The following is an 18555-nucleotide window of genomic DNA, read 5'->3' on the forward strand; positions in this document are numbered from 1 at the left end:
TTTTATAATCGCTATTCTTATTATAGCCTATCATTGGTAAATATGCTTGCATTCTTCGCTTTAAAAATGGTGTAGAATAGAGCTATGTTATGATAACCACACTATAAAATGAGAAAGGGCATATTTATGACCTTACAAGTTAACAATTTATCAGGTGGATACGGCCAAACGACTGTCATCCAAAATATTAATTTCACCATCCCCGCAGGATCAGTGACTGCTTTAATTGGTTTAAATGGTTCTGGAAAATCAACCATCATTAACCACTTAATTGGCTTATTGGCACCAAAAACTGGCACAATTGTGCTCAACGGCCAAAATTTGGTGCAGAATCCGGTTGCCTTCAAAAAGCAAATTGCGTATGTACCTGAACAACCCGTCTTGTATGAAGAGCTTAATCTACAGGAACATATTCAAGCGATGATTGATATTTATCAACTAGATCCAACTGCCAGTTGGGCAGAGGCAAAGCGTTTACTTAAAATTTTCCGCTTAGATGACAAACTAAAGTGGTTCCCAACACACTTTTCAAAGGGAATGCGTCAAAAAGTCATGATTGTCATGGCATTTATCACCCAAGCTGATTTATTCATTATTGATGAACCCTTTTTAGGCCTCGATGTGCTTGCCGTTCAAGATTTACTAACCCTAATTGATGAAAAGCGTGAAGCAGGAGCCAGTCTTTTGATTACGACGCATGTCATGAGTACCTTAAAAGCCCATGCTAATCAATATATTTACCTAGAACAAGGCCAAATCGTTGCGAGTGGGGCCATTGATGCAATTAGTGACCAAGTACCCGCGATGCTCATCGGTGAGGAGCAGGCCAATGGGTAAAAATGAACTTTTTAAACAACGCTGGACTGAAGAATGGCGCCGGTTTTCAAAGTATCTGAAATATGTGTTCAATGATCACGCCGTAATTGCTTTTTTCTTCCTGTTTGGTGCATTACTATTTGCATACCACCATATTCTCCAAACTTTACCGGTCACTTGGTGGACGCAAACAGGATTGGCAATGCTATTATTATTGACGCTACTATGCTTCAAAACGCCAGCTAATTTTGTAAAACCAGCCGATGCCATTTTTTTCTTGGGAAATGACCAACAATTAAAGCAACTTTGGCAAACGGCGACACATTATAGCATGCTGGTTAATGGGGCCATTGAAGCGGGATTGATGCTGATTTTTTGGCCACTGATGCTGAAGCTTTTCCCAATCAATGTGTTCATGGTCGTTGGAATCACTATTATGATGATGGTCATTAAAATGGGGATTACATATCGTAAAGCCCATCAAGTTGCTGCGTTTAAACCGGCTACGCCAGAACTCATGAATTGGCGTGCGATTGCCAGCTTTGAAGAACAACGTTTAAATACAATCTATACCTTTTTTAATTTATTTGTTGATGTGCCAGGGCTACAAAGCACAATCAAGTCGCATCCTTGGCTAGAACGACTACGTCCATATTGGCCTGGTTATCATCGTGAGGCACTGTTGCCCATGTATGTCACAACCTTTATGCGTAAACAACAGTATCTCGGATTATGGGTTAGAACTTTGGTCCTTGGGAGTATTTTAATTCCATTTACCAACGGGTATTTACTTTTAATTCTGTTAGCACTGTTAGAATATCTATTCATTGCCCAACTAATTCCTTTAGTCGGGGGTTACCGTCGTTTAATTTTCGACTACGTCATCCCCGTAGATGTGCGTGACCGACAACGTGCCTTTCATCAATTAGGATGGCCGTTAATCGTTGTTGTCAACTTAGTTTGGGCAGTTATTTTACTTATTTGCCAAACAATTTCAATAAACCAAGGATTTATCATGATTTTGCTTGTCATTTTCGGTCTTTCTTTGGTATTCTTATACTCTGATCGCATCATTGCGAACACGTTTAAAAGGAGAGTAAAACATGCGTCTAAGAAATAAAAAGTGGGCGGGTCCTTGGCTTGAAGCTCACGCCGACCTCGTGATCAATCAAAAAAATGCGACTGATCTAAAGGGGCACTGGGACACCGTCTTCCCAGTTGCACAACCCATTCAAATCGAAGTAGGAACTGGAAAAGGACGTTTCATCATTGGAATGGCCAAAAAGTATCCTGAAATTAACTTTATTGGTATGGAAATTCAAGAAGCAGCTGTTGCAGTTGCTGGACGTATGGCTGATGAAGATGAAGCTGAATTACCAAACTTGAAATTCATCTATGGTGATGGCGCTGGTGTTGAAACTTATTTTGACAAAGGTGAAGTTAGCAAGGTTTTCTTAAACTTCTCTGATCCTTGGCCAAAAACACGTCACGAATCACGTCGTTTAACATACAAGACATTCCTTGCCGGATACCAAGCCATTCTACCTGATGGGGGTGAGCTTGAATTTAAGACCGACAATCGCGGACTGTTTGAATATTCACTCTATTCATTTAACCAATTTGGCATGAACTTCTTGCCAGATGGGATTTCATTAGACTTGCATGCAGATGCTGATAAAATGGTTGATAATGTTGAAACCGAGTATGAAGAAAAGTTCTCAGAACGCGGTTTTCCAATCTACAAATTTGTCGGTTCATTTAAGTAAAAAAATACCCAACCAGAAAATGTCTGGCTGGGTATTTTTATTTGCTGTCATTAAATTGGTAGATCTAAACTTTGTTCAGCTAACACGGTGAAAACGACACCGCGCTCATTCGTCTCAACTTGTGCTTCAACACCAGTACCTGAAATAGCTTCAATGGCTTGGGCCAAAAAACCAGCTTCAAGGTAAAAACTAGGTGTTTTGCGTTCAGCTTGACGGGCTAAAACAATGGGTCCACTAAGTTCCCACTTCAACTCAGTTCCTTGGCGGCTCATTGCTTTCAAGCTACCAAATCCGATACGATTAAAGCAGAGTTCAATGGCTGTAATACTACTAAGTTCTTCACGTTGCGCCAAATCTTTACCGGCCCAGTACAAAATATTTGATTCGTCTTCTTGTAATAAATCTGGCAATAAACGATCTCTTAGCACCGTTAGGGCAAATGTGTTTGTTTCTGGTGATTGAACTGACTCGTCCATAATGCACTCCTTAATTTGAAAATGAATATACTCAAGTATATAGCATTTCAAGCAATTTGCCAACATATTACATCCATGTTAAAATTACTGCCTGTGAAAGGAATCAGGTAATCATGAATCAATCTCAGACACCCTTAACGAATACAACTTATGGTTTGGTCAATGCAGATTGCTTTGCCGAACACCTCGATGACGCACAAACAACCGACTGGAGCTCAGCTTCTTCGTTGACATTAGCCACCATTTCGAGTTTATCACGTGGTTATAATCTGAGTCATTTAATGGATCAGTTCACTGCTTGGTATGCCCGTGGTGACTATACGGCTGATCGTAGTGTTCAAATGAGTGATCGTACGACGATCCGTTCAATTGAACACTATATGATTAACCATGACCCATTTTCTTCTGGTAGCCACCAAGAACAAGTCGTGGACAATGGGGCTTTGCTTCGCATTATGCCCGTCGTTTTGTTTTTAAATACTGAATACGGCGATGACTTTGTTGTTGATGATCCGGCGATGCTAACGTTGCATCAAATTACCGGTCTCACGCATAATCAACCTTCCGCTCTCATTACGAATGGCATCTATGCCATGTTTGTAAATGAATTGATGGCAGGGGAAGAACCCGTTGATGCATTAGAAACGGCCATTGATACGGCTTATGACTATTATTCAAAACACAGAATTTTCCAGGATGCGCTGATCAACTTTGATCAGCTCAATACGCCAGATTTTAAAAATAGTAATATTGAGTCTTTAACGGCTTCAAACTTAGCCATCGATACGCTAACTGCCTGCATCTGGATTATTTTAAATTCAGATTCTTATGAAAGTGCGTTGGCGTTGACGCTTAAGTTAAATGGGGATCCAAGTAGTTTATTACCGCTAGTGGGAACAACTGCCGGCATTTTGTATCCGGTTGAAGTTGATGCGATGGCTAATCTACCAAAAAATGGGACAAATCTGATTAAACGGATTTTAAACATTGGTAACCGCTCGTATCGTTTTCAGCGTCTCGAACTTTTTAATTAACACAACGAACTGCTTTTTGTGTCATTTTAATGACCCAAATGGCAGTTTTTTAATTAAATTGATACACTAATTTTTCAATAAATGGGATATACTTGGCAGAGTTCTTAACTGAGCCTTAAATGTATTATCGGGCATATTTGTCCATCCTGATTCATCAGCATAATATTGATCAATCAAAAACCACGCTTGAAGGGAGCATAATCGGAATGGGACAAGATCGACAACAGTTACTCCTTGCGAAAACCTGTCTATTAGCTAGCCAAATTCTAATGGAAAACGGTTCTGAATTAGCACGGATTGATGACACTGTTAAATATATTTCGAATACATATTCAGCAGGGAACGATGACATTGAATCCTATGTCACGAGTACCCTTATTATTATCACAGCCAATGACCCTGCCGACGAAGAGATGCAGCCACTGGTTCTTGTTGAAAAAACAAATGTGAAATCGATCAATCTAACCAAGATTGATGAAATCAACCGACTATCACGGGCGTTTGTTGCGCGTGAACTAGACTTAAAGGAACTTTATTCGGCTTTACGTACACTCCGTAAGACACCTATGACTAGTCTAACTAAGGCGAATATCGGAAGTTTCTTCTTAAGTAGCACCTTAACCTATTTAGCTACCCAAAGTTTCGTGGCGAGCATTTTAGCTGGCTTATTTGGAACATTGGGTATGTATTTGGTAACAAAAATTTATGCTGCCTTACATCGACCCTTTATTGGTGAATTAATGGTTGCAGCAATCATTACAATTCTGGTACGTCTGATCATGCTTGTCGTGCCATTGCCTGAATTCAACAACATCATTATCGGGGCACTTTTCCCATTGCTACCTGGGGTGCAATTAACGACATCCATTAACGATATTTTTGATGGTAATCTGATTAGTGGACCTCAACGTTTGCTTAGTGCCTTGATTCTAACCTTCACGATGGTGTTGGGTAGTTTACTCGTCTTTACCATTTGGAGGTAGTTATGGCCATTTTAGACATTTTATTTAAATTTGTACTTATTTTTGGCGCCTCGATTGGGTTTGCGATGACTGTTCAAGCCCCCAATCGTTCATTAGCCATCACTGGAACCATTGGGGCAGTTAGTTACATCCCAAATCTCATTGCTTCAGCGTTAACGCATAATATTTATTACGGAATTGCTTTTGGGGTCGCCAGTGTCACAACGCTGTGCTTTTTTGCAGCCCGTATGTACCATATTCCAGCCTTTATTCTACTAGTACCTGGATTAGTCCCATATTTCCCAGGGCAAAAACTTTATCAAATGATTTGGAGTCTGTTCCAACTAGACTTGAGTGATTTCATTACAAATACTGCTGGTTTCGTTGAGACATCAGTCTGCATTTACGGAAGTATGTTAACGATGAATTTAGCCTTACCCATCATCATGCAATTCTACCGGAAAATAAAACAACAACGTCAAACAAAGTCATTTTAAGAAGTCGGTGTTATTTACACCGGCTTTTTTTTCATCTAAAATGAAATGAGATAGAAAACCAAGAAATCGGAGAGATGCAGCCCGTGACTGATATTAAAATGATTGCAACTGATTTGGATGGCACTTTTTTTAATGACCAACGCCAAGTCAATGAACCCAAATTTGCCGCACTTTTGGACTATTTTGACCAGCATGACATGCATTTTGTCATTGCAACTGGTAATGACCAACCCTTGGTTGACCAAATTTTCGCACCATTTCTAGGACGTTTTGACTATGTGATGAATAACGGCGCCCAAGTTTCAACGCGAACGGGGCAACAACTCCGTGAAGCCCATTTTAAAGCTCCTGATTTGCCAATCATTCAAGATTTGATTGAAGGGCAAAATATGCATTTCCGTCATGGCATTATTTTTAATGGTGTCCATGATTCTTATATGCTCCGCGATTATATTGAGGTGGGGGATCTCTATGACGATATCTTATGGTATTTCCCCAAGTTGAAGTATATTGATCGCATTTCAGATATTCCAGCAGATGAAACCATTGTTAAAGTCATCTTTAGTGCTGCGCCGGATGAAGCTAACCAATTCATCACTATGGTGAATTCGGAATTTGCGGAAGCTTACCATGCCACCACTTCGGGCTATGGCGCCATCGATGTCATCCCCGCAAATGTCAATAAGGCAACTGGGCTCGATTATTTACTTGATTTTTATCATCTTGAAGCATCAGAGCTCATGACTTTTGGTGATGGCTTTAATGATTTAGAAATGCTCGAATATGCTGCTGAACCAAAATCAATGCCAAATGGGGATACCTATATCAAAGACCATTTCCCACAGGCAATTGCTGATAACAATCATGATGGTGTACTGGATACCATCATCCGAACATTAAATATTAAACTTAAATAACCACATGCCGATTCGGATGGGTTTAAAATGAATGAGGCCAAAATGGATATTAACCTATTATTTTCGATTGACGAAAATTTCACAACACAACTAATGACCACAGTGTATTCGATTTATGCGAACTCACAATCAGATAATCACTATCATGTTTATATCGTGCAAGAGGAGCCCCTCAAGACGGCTAAGCAATTAAATGCTTTCTTTGATCGATACGATATAGATTACCATCCCATCGTGATTGATAAACATGACTTCTCAAAGGCACCCGTTTCAAAACGCTATCCCAAGTCAATCTATTTCCGTCTATTGGCCCATGAGTATTTACCAACCGACCTAGATAAGATTCTGTATCTTGATGCCGATATCCTGTGTCTCAATGATATGACCCCGTTCTACGAAACAGATTTAACGGGTTACCTCTACGCTGCATCAATGCATGCTGATGCTTTAAACCTAACGAGTACGGTCAATAAGATTCGTTTGGATACAGATTTGGATAACTACTACAATTCTGGAGTATTGTTGATGAACCTGGCCTTAATTCGCGAAAAGGTCCACCCAAGTGATATCTTTAAATTCATCGACGAATATAAAAATTTCTTACTCTTACCTGATCAAGATGTCCTTAATAAATTATATGGGGACGATATCATGCCTGTTCCTGATAACTATTACAACTACGATGTGCGTAAAGATTTAACTTATCAAATCGTAAGTGATGGGGAATACACCCCAAGCTGGGTGGCTGAGAACACCGTCTTCTTACATTACTGTGGTAAAAATAAGCCATGGCAAGCCAAGAATCCAAATGATAAATATAATTTTATTTATAAACATTATATGCACTTGACCTTGGATGATAATAAGTAATGATATTGCCACGTTAATGAAAATTAGCTATAATAGTTAAATTGTTGATTAAAAAGAATGTAGGTAAAATAACATGAATCATGATAACGCTACAGCAACCCCAAAAGGGCTCAAACGTAGTATGACCTTAGCATCAGCGATTTCCACTGTCATGGGAACCGTTATCGGTGCTGGTGTTTTCTTCAAAGTGTCAAATGTCTCTGAAGTAACTGGTTCAACCAGTATGTCAATGCTGGTTTGGCTCTTAGGTGGTTTGATTAGTCTTTGTGCTGGGTTAACTGGTGCCGAACTTGCTGCCGCTTTGCCACAAACGGGTGGGATGCTTGTTTACATTGAACGTGCTTACGGTAAACTACCAAGTTTCTTACTGGGTTGGGCGCAAGTTATCGTTTATTTCCCGGCAAGTATTGCTGCGAAAGGGATTATCTTTGGAACACAGTTAATTAATTTGTTCCACTTAGATGCGAAATTGATTATTCCAATTGGTGCAGTTGCGCTGATTTCAGTCGAATTAATCAATTTCTTAGGCGCTAAGATTGCTGGAACTTTCCAATCAATTACCCTGATCTTCAAATTAATTCCATTGGCATTAATTGTTGTGTTTGGTTTGTTACAACCTGGTGGGGTCCACGTTAGCTTGTTGCCAGTAACAGCCGGACCTGGAACAGGTGGATTCATTACGGCCATGGGAGCTGGATTACTTGCAACGATGTATGCTTATGATGGTTGGATTCACGTTGGAAACATCGCGGGTGAAATGAAAAACCCATCACGTGATTTGCCACGTGCCATTACCGGGGGAATCATCGGGGTGATGGTCATCTACTTGTTAGTTAACTTCGTCTTCATGCACACTTTGCCATTGAATGCTTTGGCTGGAAATGAAAGTGCTGCAATGGACGTTGCCAGCAAGATTTTTGGTGATATGGGTGGTAAGTTAATTACCATTGGAATTTTGATTTCCATTTACGGAACGTTGAACGGTTATACTTTAACTGGAATGCGTCTGCCATATGTGATGGCCGAAGAACGCGAATTGCCTTTCTCAAAGTATTTGACAAAGTTGAACGCAAACCAAGTGCCCTACATTGCTGGATTGTTTGAACTTGCCTTAGCCATTGCCCTTATGTTCGTTGGTGGTTTCGATATGCTAACCGACATGCTGGTCTTTGTGATTTGGATGTTCTACACACTGGTTTTCCTTGGTGTCATCATCTTACGTCGTCGCGAACCTGATTTGCCACGACCATACAAGGTGCCATTATATCCATTGATTCCAATTATTGCGATTTTGAGTGGTGTATTCATTCTTGTTTCAACACTAATGACGCAACTCACATTAGCCTTGATCGGAATTGGCTTAACATTGCTCGGCTTGCCAGTATACTTCTACATGCAACACCGCAATGGGACAAATAAATCATAAATCATCAAAGCATTCCATACTTTGGAATGCTTTTTTATTTTGCATTTTGCTGACCTAAAGCCGATATAATGGGGTAGATGTCCAGATTGCGTGTCACTTTTTAAAAATCTGAAATTGTGTTACACTTATTATTCGTGAATAATACAATTATTGGATATAAATTGATTACAAGGTGGAAATACTAATGAAACGCTTAATGATTGTTGTACCAGCGTACAATGAAGAGGAAGCCTTACCTAAAACCCTAGACGTTTTAGATGGTGTACTTTCTGATTTAATTGAAACAAACAAGGTCGACAAAGCCAGTAAGCTTGTCATCGTTAACGATGGTTCTGCTGATAAGACATGGTCAATTATTAAAGACGCTGCTGCTAAAAATGATCACATTTCTGGGATTAACTTCAGCCGAAACTATGGACACCAAAATGCCCTTATTGCTGGTTTAACTGCTACGCGTGATTATGGGGATATCTTTGTCACGATTGATGCGGACTTACAGGATGACGTCAATGCGATTCCAAAAATGGTCGCTGAAAATGCCAATGGCTATGATATTGTCTATGGTGCGCGTAACTCACGTGAGACAGATTCAGCATTCAAACGTGGGACAGCCGAAATGTTCTATAAGATTATGGGCAAGTTAGGCGTTGAAATGGTGCCTGATGCAGCCGACTATCGTTTGATGTCTCAACGTGCTGTAGATCATTTGCTTGAATTCAAGGAACACAATTTGTTCCTACGTGGTATCGTCCCACGCGTGGGGTTCCCAAGTACCGTTGTGTACTATGCCCGTAAAGAACGTGAAGCTGGCGAATCTAAGTATCCACTAAAGAAAATGATTAACTTTGCCTGGGACGGCATTACATCATTCTCAGTTGCCCCAATGCGCTTTATCCTAGTCGTTGGCATCTTGAGCATGTTCATCGCAGTCGGCATGGTGATTTACGCCTTTTATCGTGAACTAACTGGACATACTGTCGCGGGTTGGTCATCATTAATGGTTTCACTTTGGTTTATCGGTGGCTTCCAATTGATTGGTATTTCAATTCTTGGAGAATACATTGGTAAAATATTCAACGAAGTCAAGGATCGTCCACGTTATGTCATTCAAGATAACTTGCTCTCAAATGAAGACTTTGATGATAAGCAAGCTGAAAAGCATTTGGATGATGGAATGGGGGGCATTTAAAGATGTCAGAATTAATGGAAAAGCTTGCCGCCTTGTTTAAAAAATACCAAGACATCATTATTTACTTAATTTTCGGGGTATTAACCACTGTTATTAACCTTGTGGTTTATAGTGTCGGCATTTATTTTGGTATGAACGTTCAAATTGCCACAATTTTGGCTTGGATTGTTGCTGTTATTTTCGCTTATCTCACGAATCGCAAGTGGGTTTTCCATTCAACTGCCCACACGCCTAAGGAAATTGGTAAAGAGGCAACTTCATTCACGCTTTCACGTTTATCAACTTTGTTAGTTGATATGGCGATTATTTGGTTTGGGGTTCAATTATTGGGGCAAAACCCATTCATCTGGAAGATTATCGACAATGTGGTTGTCGTAATCTTAAATTATGTTCTCAGTAAGGTTATGGTCTTTAAGGATCATGATTAATCAAAAAGCGACAAACACAATTATCGTGTTTATCGCTTTTTTCTTTTGTCTTCACGCTTTTCCAAATGCTAAATGCGAACAATTCGATGCTAAAGCATTCAACTTTCACAATATTTGTTGTAGAATTTAATATAAATCAAATAATCGAGGATGCTGAATTTTGAAAATTAAATTAAATGATATGCAGTTCCATAGTTACATTGGCTTTTATCCTGCTGAACGAGAGGTCGGACAAGATATCACAGTTAATCTAACCCTGACGTTGCCTGACCGTCCGCTTGAGACGTATCTCAGTGATGATTTAACACAAACCGTGAATTACGGTGATGTTTATGACCTAGTGACCGCCATGGCCACAGCTAAAAATGAAATCAAATTAATTGAAACCCTGGCCGCACAAATGATTCAAGCAATTCACCAGCAATTTCCAAATGAAATTGAGCAGATTAATGTCCGCATTAAAAAACATAATCTACCGATTAACGGTATTTTAGATAGTGCTGAAATTGAACTAGTGGGGTAAGGGCATATGGAAAACATTGCTTATATCGGCCTTGGTAGTAATATGGGTGATTCACAAGCAACACTACGCCAAGTCATTGCTGATTTGGATGCCAATCCCAACATTCAAGTCTTGGCACGCTCACCACTATACCAAACGGACCCCGTCGGTAATGTGGATCAGGACCAATTCGTCAATGCTGTTATTAAAATTGGCACGACGCTAACACCCGAGGCCTTACTTGATGTTCTGCATGAGCTTGAACAAAAGTATCATCGCGTCCGTACGGTGCATTGGGGACCACGTACTTTAGATTTAGACATCGAACTGTACAATGATGTGACGTTGCAGACCCAAAGTCTAGACATTCCGCATCGCGAAATGTTCAACCGGTTGTTTGTGCTCGTACCTTTACTCGATGTCTTAAATCCAACGCATCCCCGTTATCAACAAGTGACCCAAGCTGCTATAGACTTAGCTGGGCAACAATACATTGCTAAAATCGAAGCAACGTCATAAATAAGGAGTCTTTCATGGATCACGAATTAATTGAAGCCAGTGTTCGAAATATTTTTAAAGCAATTGGTGAAGACCCTGATTGTCCAGGTATTCAAGAAACGCCCAAGCGGGTCGCCAATATGTATGAGGAAGTCTTTAGTTCTCTTGAACAACCCAACTTTGAGGCCTATAAACTATTTGAAACCGATGATAGCATCAATGGGGAGCTGATTACGGTTGCCGATATTCCGTTTTACTCAATGTGCGAACATCATCTACTTCCTTTTTTTGGCACAGTCTCAGTCGGCTATATCCCACAAAATGGTCAAGTGATTGGCTTAAGTAAAATTCCGCGTTTAGTTGATTATGCTGCCAAACGGCCAACCTTACAAGAAGCGGTCACCAGTACCATTGGTCAAACCCTGATGGATATCTTAGAGCCATCTGGTGTTGGTGTTATTGTCAAAGCTCGCCATATGTGTGTCGAAATGCGTGGGGTTAATAAATCCAATAGCGTCACGAAGACTTCATTTTATCGGGGTGTCTTCAAAGAACAGAACGTGCGTCAAGAATTCTTAGACACACTCAAACAATAGGAGTGATAGCCACATGACAACTTACTCAGAGATATTGGCCAGCATTCCTCGCCAAATGAAATATGACCCTGATGTTGACCGGATTGGGTTGCTGCACGGTGTTTTAAATGCGCTCGATCATCCCCAAGCGCAGCCCATGAACATCCATATTTGTGGGACGAATGGGAAGGGCTCAACTGGTGCCATCGTTTCAGAAATCCTACAAACAAGTGGGCAAAAGGTCGGCCATTTTGTGAGTCCTGCCATGTATGATGATTTAGATCAAGTCTCAATCAACGGTCAATCAATGTCCGAGGCTGCTTTTCTAAAAAGTTATGCGCATTTCAAACGTGGGCTCTTTCATCAGGGTCTGACTCAGGCTGACTTGTCTATCTTTGAAACTTTCTTTATCATCAGTGTGCTTTATTTTGCCGACGAAGACGTTGACGTTGCGATCTATGAGTGTGGGTTAGGTGGAGAATTTGATGCTACGAATGCTTTGGGTGTTAGTGCTTATACGATTTTCACGAAAATTGCCCTAGACCATATGCAAATTTTAGGTGACACTTTACCTGAAATTGCACAAACCAAGTCAAAAATCATTGATCCGGATTCCACAGTGATCAATTATCCAAAGCAACAACCGGATGTGACTGCTGTCTTAAAACAAACAGCTACGGCATGCAATGCGGCATTTATTGAGGATTCCCCATACCGCATTACCGTGCAAACTGAATCATTAACTAACTCCGTTATTCAGGTAAGTACTGCTGAACACCAGTCACCCGCGATTACCTTCAATATGGCTGGTGCTTATCAAATCGACAATTTACAAACAGCATTAACATGGCTGGGGGCCTTTAACCAAGAAAACCCGTTGGAAACGATTAGTTTATCTACTGTGACTCAAGCTTTAGCTGATGTCACCTTAGCCGGTCGGATGGAACTGGTTCATGAACAGCCTGAAATTATCATTGATGGCGCGCATAATGTTGATGGGATTCAAGCACTGGTCGATACATTGGGCACGACAAAACGCTACACCATCATCGTCGGTTTCTTGCGGGATAAAGATTATAGTGATGCCATTGATGCTTTGAAGACGTTAAACGCTGATTTCATAATCACGAGTCCTGATAATCCCGACCGGGCCTTGCCTAAACAAGCCCTGGCTGACAGTTTTAAGGCCCATGGCGTAACCGACGTTCACATCTCATCTGACTTAACAACCACCTTCCAAGGGTTGGCCAATTGTCCGCATCCCATTATTGTTACCGGTTCGTTTTATTTAATTAATCAAGTGCGCGCAGCGTTAAAAGAAAGCGAGTAAGCGATATGCAGATTAAAGTGTTAACATCTCAAAATGTACAAAATAGTGGTGAGCGTTTGCTCGTCCAACAAGCAACATTAAATCAAGAATTTGTGATTACTTTTGATGAGCTAGATGCTGATCAACGTAAACGCTTAAATGATTTAAGTCAGCAATTCTATGTCAATACAACTGAAACGGATACAGGCTTAATTGGCGTTTTTGATGGTTCAGCTTTATCACAGTTTATTGAAGCGCTGGCCGATCAACCTGCATTTGATTCTTTGCAAAAGATTCAGTCAGAACATGCGATTACTTGGCAAGCTGGACGCTATACGTATGATTTAACGCATTCTGGGCTTGTGTACGCCATTTTAAATACAACACCGGACTCATTCTATGACGGTGGGCAATACTTCAATATGGATGACGTGATGGCGCATGTTTCAGCAATGATTGAACAAGGGGCTGACATTATTGAAGTCGGTGGACAATCAACCCGTCCTGGTTATACAGAAATTTCAAGCCAAGCGGAGATTGATCGGATTATGCCGTTCATCAAGGCTATCCAACAAACCTTCCCAGATATTGCGATTGCTGTAGATACGTATAAGCCTGACGTTATGCGTGCTGTCATTGATGCTGGCGTTGATATTATTAATGATATTAATGGCTTTACAGATGATTCCGCTAAGTTAACCCTAATGCACGATAGTAAAGTGGGGATGGTTAGCATGTTGAATCGTCGTCTTATGGATGAACCCATTAGTTACGCTAATATTATTGACACATTCACTAGCCAAATTAATGCCTTCAAAGATGCGGGAATTGACTTAAAGCGTGTGTCACTTGATCCCGGCGTTGGTTTTTCAACTGTTGGTAATTTAAACAACGATTTAGGTCTAATGCATGGTATCAAACAATTAAATCAATTCCATTTGCCAGTCATGGCTGCCGTTTCAAATAAGAGCTATCTTCAAAAGTTACTTGGCTTAGCTAAGGACGACCGTGTGACGATGACCTTAATTACGGAAGCACTCCTTTACACTGATGGTAATCGTATTTTACGTGTCCATAATGTTGAAGAAACTGCGCAAATGCGACAATTACTTGATAGTATTACCGCAAGCTATTTAGCCTAACCTAAAACCGCTAGTTACGTTGTTAACTGGCGGTTTTTATTGCGCAGGTCCCATGATAGGTATATGATAAAATTGTGAGAAAGCGATACCATCGCTTAGATTCGATTGAAAGAAATACAATCCATCAGAAAGGATTCCAATATGCGTCACAAAATTGCACTAATTTCTGATATTCACGGCAATTCAGCGGCTTTGGCAGCGGTTGTCGCCGATATTAAAGCCAACCATATTCAAGAAAGCTGGTTCTTAGGTGATCTCTTTTTACCTGGACCAGGCGGGGATGATTTATTTGAGCTCCTTGATGCTGCAAATACGACCGTCATGATTCGTGGAAACTGGGATGACCGTATTTTAAACATTATTTCAGCGCATCCCCAAATTAATACCAAAAAGGATTCCGGTGTCTATAAAGCAGTCCTTGCTAAATTTGTCGCGGAACGTTTATCTCCCGATAACATCAAACGGATGCGCAAGATGCAACAGCAGGATTTTAAATCTGTTAATACATTAAACATTGGCTTAACCCATAATTTACCTAATCGTAATTATGGACCAGCCTTAGGTTATGCCGCTGATGGCGCCGCCTTCGATGCGTTATTTACTGAGCCAAATCAGGATATGGCGATATATGGACATATCCATCACCAAGTCCTCCGCTATAGTAGTCGTGATCAGCTGGTGGTCAACCCTGGTTCCGTTGGTCGTCCATACTCAAAACACAAAAAAGCTAATCGAGACCGTCGTGCGCAATATGCCATTCTAACGATTGACGATACCGGAATTGCAGATATCCTTTATCAAAAAGTAGCCTATGATCCTGAACCTATGTTGCAACAAGCTGAGGCGATGGGGTTACCATACGTCTCAATCTACCGACAAATTTTGGCTCAGTCGGTACCAGAAAAAGTCTACATGCAACCGGTCCATCAAATTAATGCGGACAACCACTATGTTGACCAATTAAAGTCATACATGGTTAAACAAGGTAAGTAGGAAGGGAGTACATATGACAAAACGCATTGCACTTATCTCAGATATCCATGGCAATCAAACAGCCTTAGAAGCTGTCGTGGCAGACATCAAACGCAGCAATGTTGATGAGTCATGGTTTTTAGGTGATTTACTTGGCCCAGGCCCGGCCACTGATGTGCTCTTTGATTTACTCAATGAGGTCCATACCACAATTTTTCTGAATGGTAATTGGGACACTGATTGCTTTTTACCAGTTTTAAATGCACCTGAAACGATTGATTTAACGACCCAAAAATGGGTATATCTTGGTCGCGTGGGGCAATATATAGCTGAACATCTCACCCCAGAACACTTAGCCATCATGCAACAGGCGCCAATCCATGCTGAAATAAAGCAAGGGCCCTTAACGTTAAGCTTGAACCATAACTTACCTGATCTTGCCCGTGGTCGTGACCTTGAAGTTGCAACTGATGCGAATGCTTTTACGCCACTATTTACGAGTGACGCAATTGATATCGCCATTTATGCGCACGTGCATCACCAGTTATTGCGTTACAGTACCGATGATCGCCTCATTATCAATCCTGGGGCAGTCGGGGAACCATACTTTACGCACCCAAGATTGAACGCTGACCGGCGGGCACAATATGCAATTTTAACGCTCGATGATCAGGGGATGCCTGAAATTGATTTTCGTAAGGTCGCTTATGATATTGCAACTGAATTAAAGCGGGCCCAAACGGCTAACTTACCATACTACGAACTCTATCAGGAACTCCTTGAGTCAGGAATTAGCCACACCAATGATAGTGACTATCTCAAACAGTTTGACCCAGATGGCCATTATGCGACTGAGTTGCAGTCTTTCCTGAACCAGCACCAAAATTAATAGGTTTGTGTTTCTAAGCAAAAAAATCAGCGGAAGCCACATTGGCTTGCGCTGATTTTGTTTAATTTATACGATTTAAAATCGTCGTCGGCTCAGTTCCGACAATCAAAGTATCGCAGATATCAAGGAAAAGGCCATGTTCAACGATGCCAGTATGTTGAATCAACTCATCACCAAGGGCTTTCAAGTCAGATACATCAGAGATATCAACATCAATAATGTAGTTCGCTGAGTCGGTGAGGAGATACTGACCATCGGCATTCACGCGGAAGTGCGGATCAAGGTGCAAATCGGTCAAATAATTAAAGACGTGATGGCTGCCAAAAGGCAAAACCTCAATCGGCAGCTTAAACTGGGTGCCCAAACGCGGACTTTGCTTAGATGGATCCACAATCCAGATATTCTTTTGCGAAGCTTTCGCCACGATTTTCTCGTAAAAGAGGGCAGCACCGCCACCTTTAATGCCATTTAATTGGGGGTCGACTTCATCAGCACCGTCCACGGTGATATCGATGCCATCAGTTTCATCCAAGGCAACGACATGTAACCCAAGTGCGCGTCCCAATTCATCAGACGCGATTGAAGTCGCGACACACGTGATATTCTGTAAGTCTTCTTGTTGCACACGTTCAGCTAATCCCTCGATAAAAAACTTCGCTGTGCTACCTGTTCCCAAGCCCACAACCATGTTATCCTGCACATAATCTACTGCAGCAAGCGCTGCCTGCTTTTTTCCAGCATTAACCATCATCATTTCCCTCTCAGTCATACTATGTGTAACGCTCTAATGCTATTATGCACGTTCAATCAATTTAAGTAAACCGTTTCAAAGAAAACGCTTACATGTGGTACAATAAATAATAAACATAAAAATAGAAATCAAAACGATCAGGAGAAACCCCATGTCAAAAATTATTACAGTTCTAGGTTCAACAAATATTGATAAAGTTGTCCAAGTGCCCCGTTTTGGAACTAGTGGCGAAACGATTCACACCAATCAACACCTAGTTGAAGCGATGGGTGGAAAAGGGCTGAACCAAGCCGTTTCTTCAGCACGTTCTGGTGCTAAGACCAACATGATTACCAAAGTAGGTCAGGCCTTTGATATTGAGAAGAACATGGCCGTGGACAATTTGAACACGGATGCCGTTATGCGTTCTGAAACTGAGGAAACTGGTCAAGCCTATATCACGGTCTCAAAAGAAACTGGGGATAACCTGATTTATATTTATGGTGGAGCAAATGACGATCTAACACCAGCTGATGTCCAAGCCCACGCACAAGAAATCATTGAATCAGACGTCATTATTTCACAACTTGAAACGCCAATCGAAACAGTGATTGAAGGCTTCAAAATTGCGCGCGAACATGGGGTTAAAACAATTTTGAATCCAGCGCCAATGCCTGAGGCAGGTGGCTTACCAGATGCTTTGCTCAAGCTAACGGACTTGATTGCACCAAACGAACATGAATCTTATCTTTTGACGAACGTGGAATTAACCGATGAAGAATCAATGTTGCGTAGTGCGGTTTACTATTTCAAGCGTGGGATTGATACAGTGATTATTACCCTTGGTGAACGTGGTTCATTCTACATGCGTGACAATGGGGAACAGGCGCTCATTCCAGCATTTAAGACCAACGCAGTTGATACGACCGCGGCCGGAGATACATTCATCGGTGCTTTAGCAACTCGTTTAAACCCAGCGTTCGATAACTTACCTGAAGCAATGCGTTATGCCGCTGCAGCTTCATCAGTTGCCGTTTCTCGTCCAGGGGCACAACCAAGCATCCCATCTGAAGACGAAGTCCTTGCTATCTTATCTGTCAGCGACCAATAAGGAGCGTATGCTAAAATGCGTAAGACAAATGTTTTAAATACTCATCTATCGAATGCCATTTCTCAAATTGGACATACCCAATGGCTTTCAATTGGCGATGCTGGATTGCCAATTCGAGATGATGGTCGCAAAATTGATTTGGCGGTTGTTCGAGGTTTACCAACGTTCATCGATGTCCTCGAAGCAACTCTTTCAGAAATGAACGTGCAAAAGGTTTATTTAGCTGAGGCCATCCAAACTGAAAATCCTGAGCAATTAAAAGCCATTGAAGCGCTTTTGGATGATAACGTGGAAATTGCCTGGATCAGCCATGATGAGCTAAAAGCAATGACACGGGATGAAAATAATATTGCCACCGTGCGAACGGGGGAAGTTACGCCATTTTCAAACATTGTGCTCGAATCCGATGTTGATTTTGTTGGTACAGCGCTTAAATAAAGAAAACG

General features: G+C 41.1%; 22 protein-coding genes. 20 read left to right on the top strand and 2 right to left on the bottom strand.

The window, feature by feature from the left end:
- Positions 1-126: 126 nt before the first annotated feature.
- Genes D3P96_RS03485 through trmB form a run of 3 tightly spaced genes read left to right on the top strand, consistent with a single transcriptional unit; the run spans position 127 to position 2582 of the window.
- The gene (locus tag D3P96_RS03485; RefSeq protein WP_124943009.1) at positions 127-837 is read left to right on the top strand and encodes an ABC transporter ATP-binding protein; all 711 of its coding nucleotides are present in this window, start codon (positions 127-129) and stop codon (positions 835-837) included.
- Positions 830-1936, top strand: coding sequence for an ABC transporter permease (locus D3P96_RS03490; RefSeq protein ID WP_185696076.1), 1107 nt, complete (start codon positions 830-832; stop codon positions 1934-1936). The genes D3P96_RS03485 and D3P96_RS03490 overlap by 8 nt, the downstream gene beginning before the upstream one ends.
- The gene (trmB, locus tag D3P96_RS03495) at positions 1920-2582 is read left to right on the top strand and encodes a tRNA (guanosine(46)-N7)-methyltransferase TrmB (RefSeq protein ID WP_124943011.1); all 663 of its coding nucleotides are present in this window, start codon (positions 1920-1922) and stop codon (positions 2580-2582) included. Before D3P96_RS03490 ends, trmB begins: the two co-directional genes overlap by 17 nt.
- Positions 2583-2632: 50 nt before the next feature.
- On the opposite strand, the gene D3P96_RS03500 is transcribed toward trmB, so the two are convergent.
- Positions 2633-3058, bottom strand: coding sequence for a DUF2507 domain-containing protein (locus tag D3P96_RS03500; protein ID WP_124943012.1), 426 nt, complete (start codon positions 3056-3058; stop codon positions 2633-2635).
- A 113-nt stretch (positions 3059-3171) separates the two neighbouring features.
- On the opposite strand from D3P96_RS03500, the gene D3P96_RS03505 reads away from it, so the two are divergent.
- The 15 genes from D3P96_RS03505 (at position 3172) to D3P96_RS03570 (ending at position 16268) form a co-directional block, all read left to right on the top strand.
- Positions 3172-4092, top strand: coding sequence for an ADP-ribosylglycohydrolase family protein (locus D3P96_RS03505; protein WP_124943013.1), 921 nt, complete (start codon positions 3172-3174; stop codon positions 4090-4092).
- A 206-nt stretch (positions 4093-4298) separates the two neighbouring features.
- A complete protein-coding gene (locus tag D3P96_RS03510; RefSeq protein ID WP_185696077.1) occupies positions 4299-5075 on the top strand; it encodes a threonine/serine exporter family protein in 777 nt (258 codons plus the stop codon).
- A gap of 2 nt (positions 5076-5077) precedes the next feature.
- A complete protein-coding gene (locus tag D3P96_RS03515; RefSeq protein ID WP_124943015.1) occupies positions 5078-5551 on the top strand; it encodes a threonine/serine exporter family protein in 474 nt (157 codons plus the stop codon).
- A gap of 83 nt (positions 5552-5634) precedes the next feature.
- A complete protein-coding gene (locus D3P96_RS03520) occupies positions 5635-6468 on the top strand; it encodes an HAD-IIB family hydrolase (RefSeq protein ID WP_185696078.1) in 834 nt (277 codons plus the stop codon).
- A 42-nt stretch (positions 6469-6510) separates the two neighbouring features.
- A complete protein-coding gene (locus D3P96_RS03525) occupies positions 6511-7338 on the top strand; it encodes a glycosyltransferase family 8 protein (RefSeq protein WP_432422544.1) in 828 nt (275 codons plus the stop codon).
- Between the two features lie 73 nt (positions 7339-7411).
- Positions 7412-8764: an APC family permease gene (locus D3P96_RS03530; RefSeq protein ID WP_124943018.1), complete on the top strand. Its 1353-nt coding sequence runs from the start codon at positions 7412-7414 to the stop codon at positions 8762-8764.
- Between the two features lie 184 nt (positions 8765-8948).
- Positions 8949-9953 carry a glycosyltransferase family 2 protein gene (locus tag D3P96_RS03535; RefSeq protein WP_124943019.1) on the top strand — a complete coding sequence of 335 codons (1005 nt, stop codon included), beginning with the start codon at positions 8949-8951 and terminating at the stop codon, positions 9951-9953.
- Positions 9954-9955: 2 nt separating this feature from the next.
- Positions 9956-10381, top strand: coding sequence for a GtrA family protein (locus D3P96_RS03540; RefSeq protein WP_244919054.1), 426 nt, complete (start codon positions 9956-9958; stop codon positions 10379-10381).
- 160 nt (positions 10382-10541) lie between these two features.
- Positions 10542-10904 (top strand): dihydroneopterin aldolase, encoded by a 363-nt coding sequence (gene folB / locus D3P96_RS03545; protein ID WP_124943020.1) that lies wholly within the window; start codon positions 10542-10544, stop codon positions 10902-10904.
- Positions 10905-10910: 6 nt separating this feature from the next.
- Positions 10911-11402 carry a 2-amino-4-hydroxy-6-hydroxymethyldihydropteridine diphosphokinase gene (gene folK / locus D3P96_RS08445; RefSeq protein WP_244919055.1) on the top strand — a complete coding sequence of 164 codons (492 nt, stop codon included), beginning with the start codon at positions 10911-10913 and terminating at the stop codon, positions 11400-11402.
- Between the two features lie 14 nt (positions 11403-11416).
- Positions 11417-11977 (top strand): GTP cyclohydrolase I FolE, encoded by a 561-nt coding sequence (gene folE, locus D3P96_RS08450; protein WP_244919056.1) that lies wholly within the window; start codon positions 11417-11419, stop codon positions 11975-11977.
- A gap of 13 nt (positions 11978-11990) precedes the next feature.
- Entirely contained in the window at positions 11991-13286 is a 1296-nt protein-coding gene (locus tag D3P96_RS03555) for a bifunctional folylpolyglutamate synthase/dihydrofolate synthase (RefSeq protein WP_124943021.1), read from the top strand.
- Between the two features lie 5 nt (positions 13287-13291).
- Positions 13292-14407, top strand: coding sequence for a dihydropteroate synthase (gene folP / locus D3P96_RS03560; protein ID WP_124943022.1), 1116 nt, complete (start codon positions 13292-13294; stop codon positions 14405-14407).
- A 141-nt stretch (positions 14408-14548) separates the two neighbouring features.
- The gene (locus tag D3P96_RS03565; RefSeq protein ID WP_124943023.1) at positions 14549-15400 is read left to right on the top strand and encodes a metallophosphoesterase family protein; all 852 of its coding nucleotides are present in this window, start codon (positions 14549-14551) and stop codon (positions 15398-15400) included.
- Positions 15401-15413: 13 nt separating this feature from the next.
- Complete coding sequence (locus tag D3P96_RS03570; protein ID WP_124943024.1) at positions 15414-16268, top strand: metallophosphoesterase family protein; 855 nt, start codon at positions 15414-15416, stop codon at positions 16266-16268.
- Between the two features lie 61 nt (positions 16269-16329).
- Here D3P96_RS03570 and rpiA read toward each other — a convergent pair whose 3' ends face one another.
- Positions 16330-17037, bottom strand: a complete 708-nt coding sequence (rpiA, locus tag D3P96_RS03575; RefSeq protein ID WP_244919057.1) for a ribose-5-phosphate isomerase RpiA — start codon at positions 17035-17037, stop codon at positions 16330-16332.
- Between the two features lie 133 nt (positions 17038-17170).
- Here rpiA and rbsK point away from each other — a divergent pair, with 133 nt between their 5' ends.
- Together rbsK and rbsD are read left to right on the top strand one after the other, a co-directional pair.
- Entirely contained in the window at positions 17171-18109 is a 939-nt protein-coding gene (gene rbsK / locus D3P96_RS03580; protein ID WP_124943025.1) for a ribokinase, read from the top strand.
- A 15-nt stretch (positions 18110-18124) separates the two neighbouring features.
- Positions 18125-18547 (top strand): D-ribose pyranase, encoded by a 423-nt coding sequence (gene rbsD / locus D3P96_RS03585; RefSeq protein WP_124943026.1) that lies wholly within the window; start codon positions 18125-18127, stop codon positions 18545-18547.
- Positions 18548-18555 lie beyond the last annotated feature (8 nt).

Source organism: Weissella viridescens (assembly GCF_003862435.1).
Lineage (GTDB): Bacteria > Bacillota > Bacilli > Lactobacillales > Lactobacillaceae > Weissella > Weissella viridescens_A.

Bases quoted from the DNA above. Each gene is read 5' to 3' on its own strand.
- D3P96_RS03540 (WP_244919054.1), top strand. From the start codon at position 9,956: ATGTCAGAATTAATGGAAAAGCTTGCCGCCTTGTTTAAAAAATACCAA.
- D3P96_RS03515 (WP_124943015.1), top strand. From the start codon at position 5,078: ATGGCCATTTTAGACATTTTATTTAAATTTGTACTTATTTTTGGCGCC.
- D3P96_RS03535 (WP_124943019.1), top strand. From the start codon at position 8,949: ATGAAACGCTTAATGATTGTTGTACCAGCGTACAATGAAGAGGAAGCC.
- D3P96_RS03490 (WP_185696076.1), top strand. From the start codon at position 830: ATGGGTAAAAATGAACTTTTTAAACAACGCTGGACTGAAGAATGGCGC.
- D3P96_RS03485 (WP_124943009.1), top strand. From the start codon at position 127: ATGACCTTACAAGTTAACAATTTATCAGGTGGATACGGCCAAACGACT.
- D3P96_RS03570 (WP_124943024.1), top strand. From the start codon at position 15,414: ATGACAAAACGCATTGCACTTATCTCAGATATCCATGGCAATCAAACA.
- D3P96_RS03565 (WP_124943023.1), top strand. From the start codon at position 14,549: ATGCGTCACAAAATTGCACTAATTTCTGATATTCACGGCAATTCAGCG.
- rpiA (WP_244919057.1), bottom strand. From the start codon at position 17,037: ATGACTGAGAGGGAAATGATGATGGTTAATGCTGGAAAAAAGCAGGCA.
- D3P96_RS03500 (WP_124943012.1), bottom strand. From the start codon at position 3,058: ATGGACGAGTCAGTTCAATCACCAGAAACAAACACATTTGCCCTAACG.
- D3P96_RS03510 (WP_185696077.1), top strand. From the start codon at position 4,299: ATGGGACAAGATCGACAACAGTTACTCCTTGCGAAAACCTGTCTATTA.
- D3P96_RS03525 (WP_432422544.1), top strand. From the start codon at position 6,511: ATGGATATTAACCTATTATTTTCGATTGACGAAAATTTCACAACACAA.
- trmB (WP_124943011.1), top strand. From the start codon at position 1,920: ATGCGTCTAAGAAATAAAAAGTGGGCGGGTCCTTGGCTTGAAGCTCAC.
- D3P96_RS03505 (WP_124943013.1), top strand. From the start codon at position 3,172: ATGAATCAATCTCAGACACCCTTAACGAATACAACTTATGGTTTGGTC.
- rbsK (WP_124943025.1), top strand. From the start codon at position 17,171: ATGTCAAAAATTATTACAGTTCTAGGTTCAACAAATATTGATAAAGTT.
- folP (WP_124943022.1), top strand. From the start codon at position 13,292: ATGCAGATTAAAGTGTTAACATCTCAAAATGTACAAAATAGTGGTGAG.
- rbsD (WP_124943026.1), top strand. From the start codon at position 18,125: ATGCGTAAGACAAATGTTTTAAATACTCATCTATCGAATGCCATTTCT.
- D3P96_RS03555 (WP_124943021.1), top strand. From the start codon at position 11,991: ATGACAACTTACTCAGAGATATTGGCCAGCATTCCTCGCCAAATGAAA.
- folK (WP_244919055.1), top strand. From the start codon at position 10,911: ATGGAAAACATTGCTTATATCGGCCTTGGTAGTAATATGGGTGATTCA.
- folE (WP_244919056.1), top strand. From the start codon at position 11,417: ATGGATCACGAATTAATTGAAGCCAGTGTTCGAAATATTTTTAAAGCA.
- D3P96_RS03530 (WP_124943018.1), top strand. From the start codon at position 7,412: ATGAATCATGATAACGCTACAGCAACCCCAAAAGGGCTCAAACGTAGT.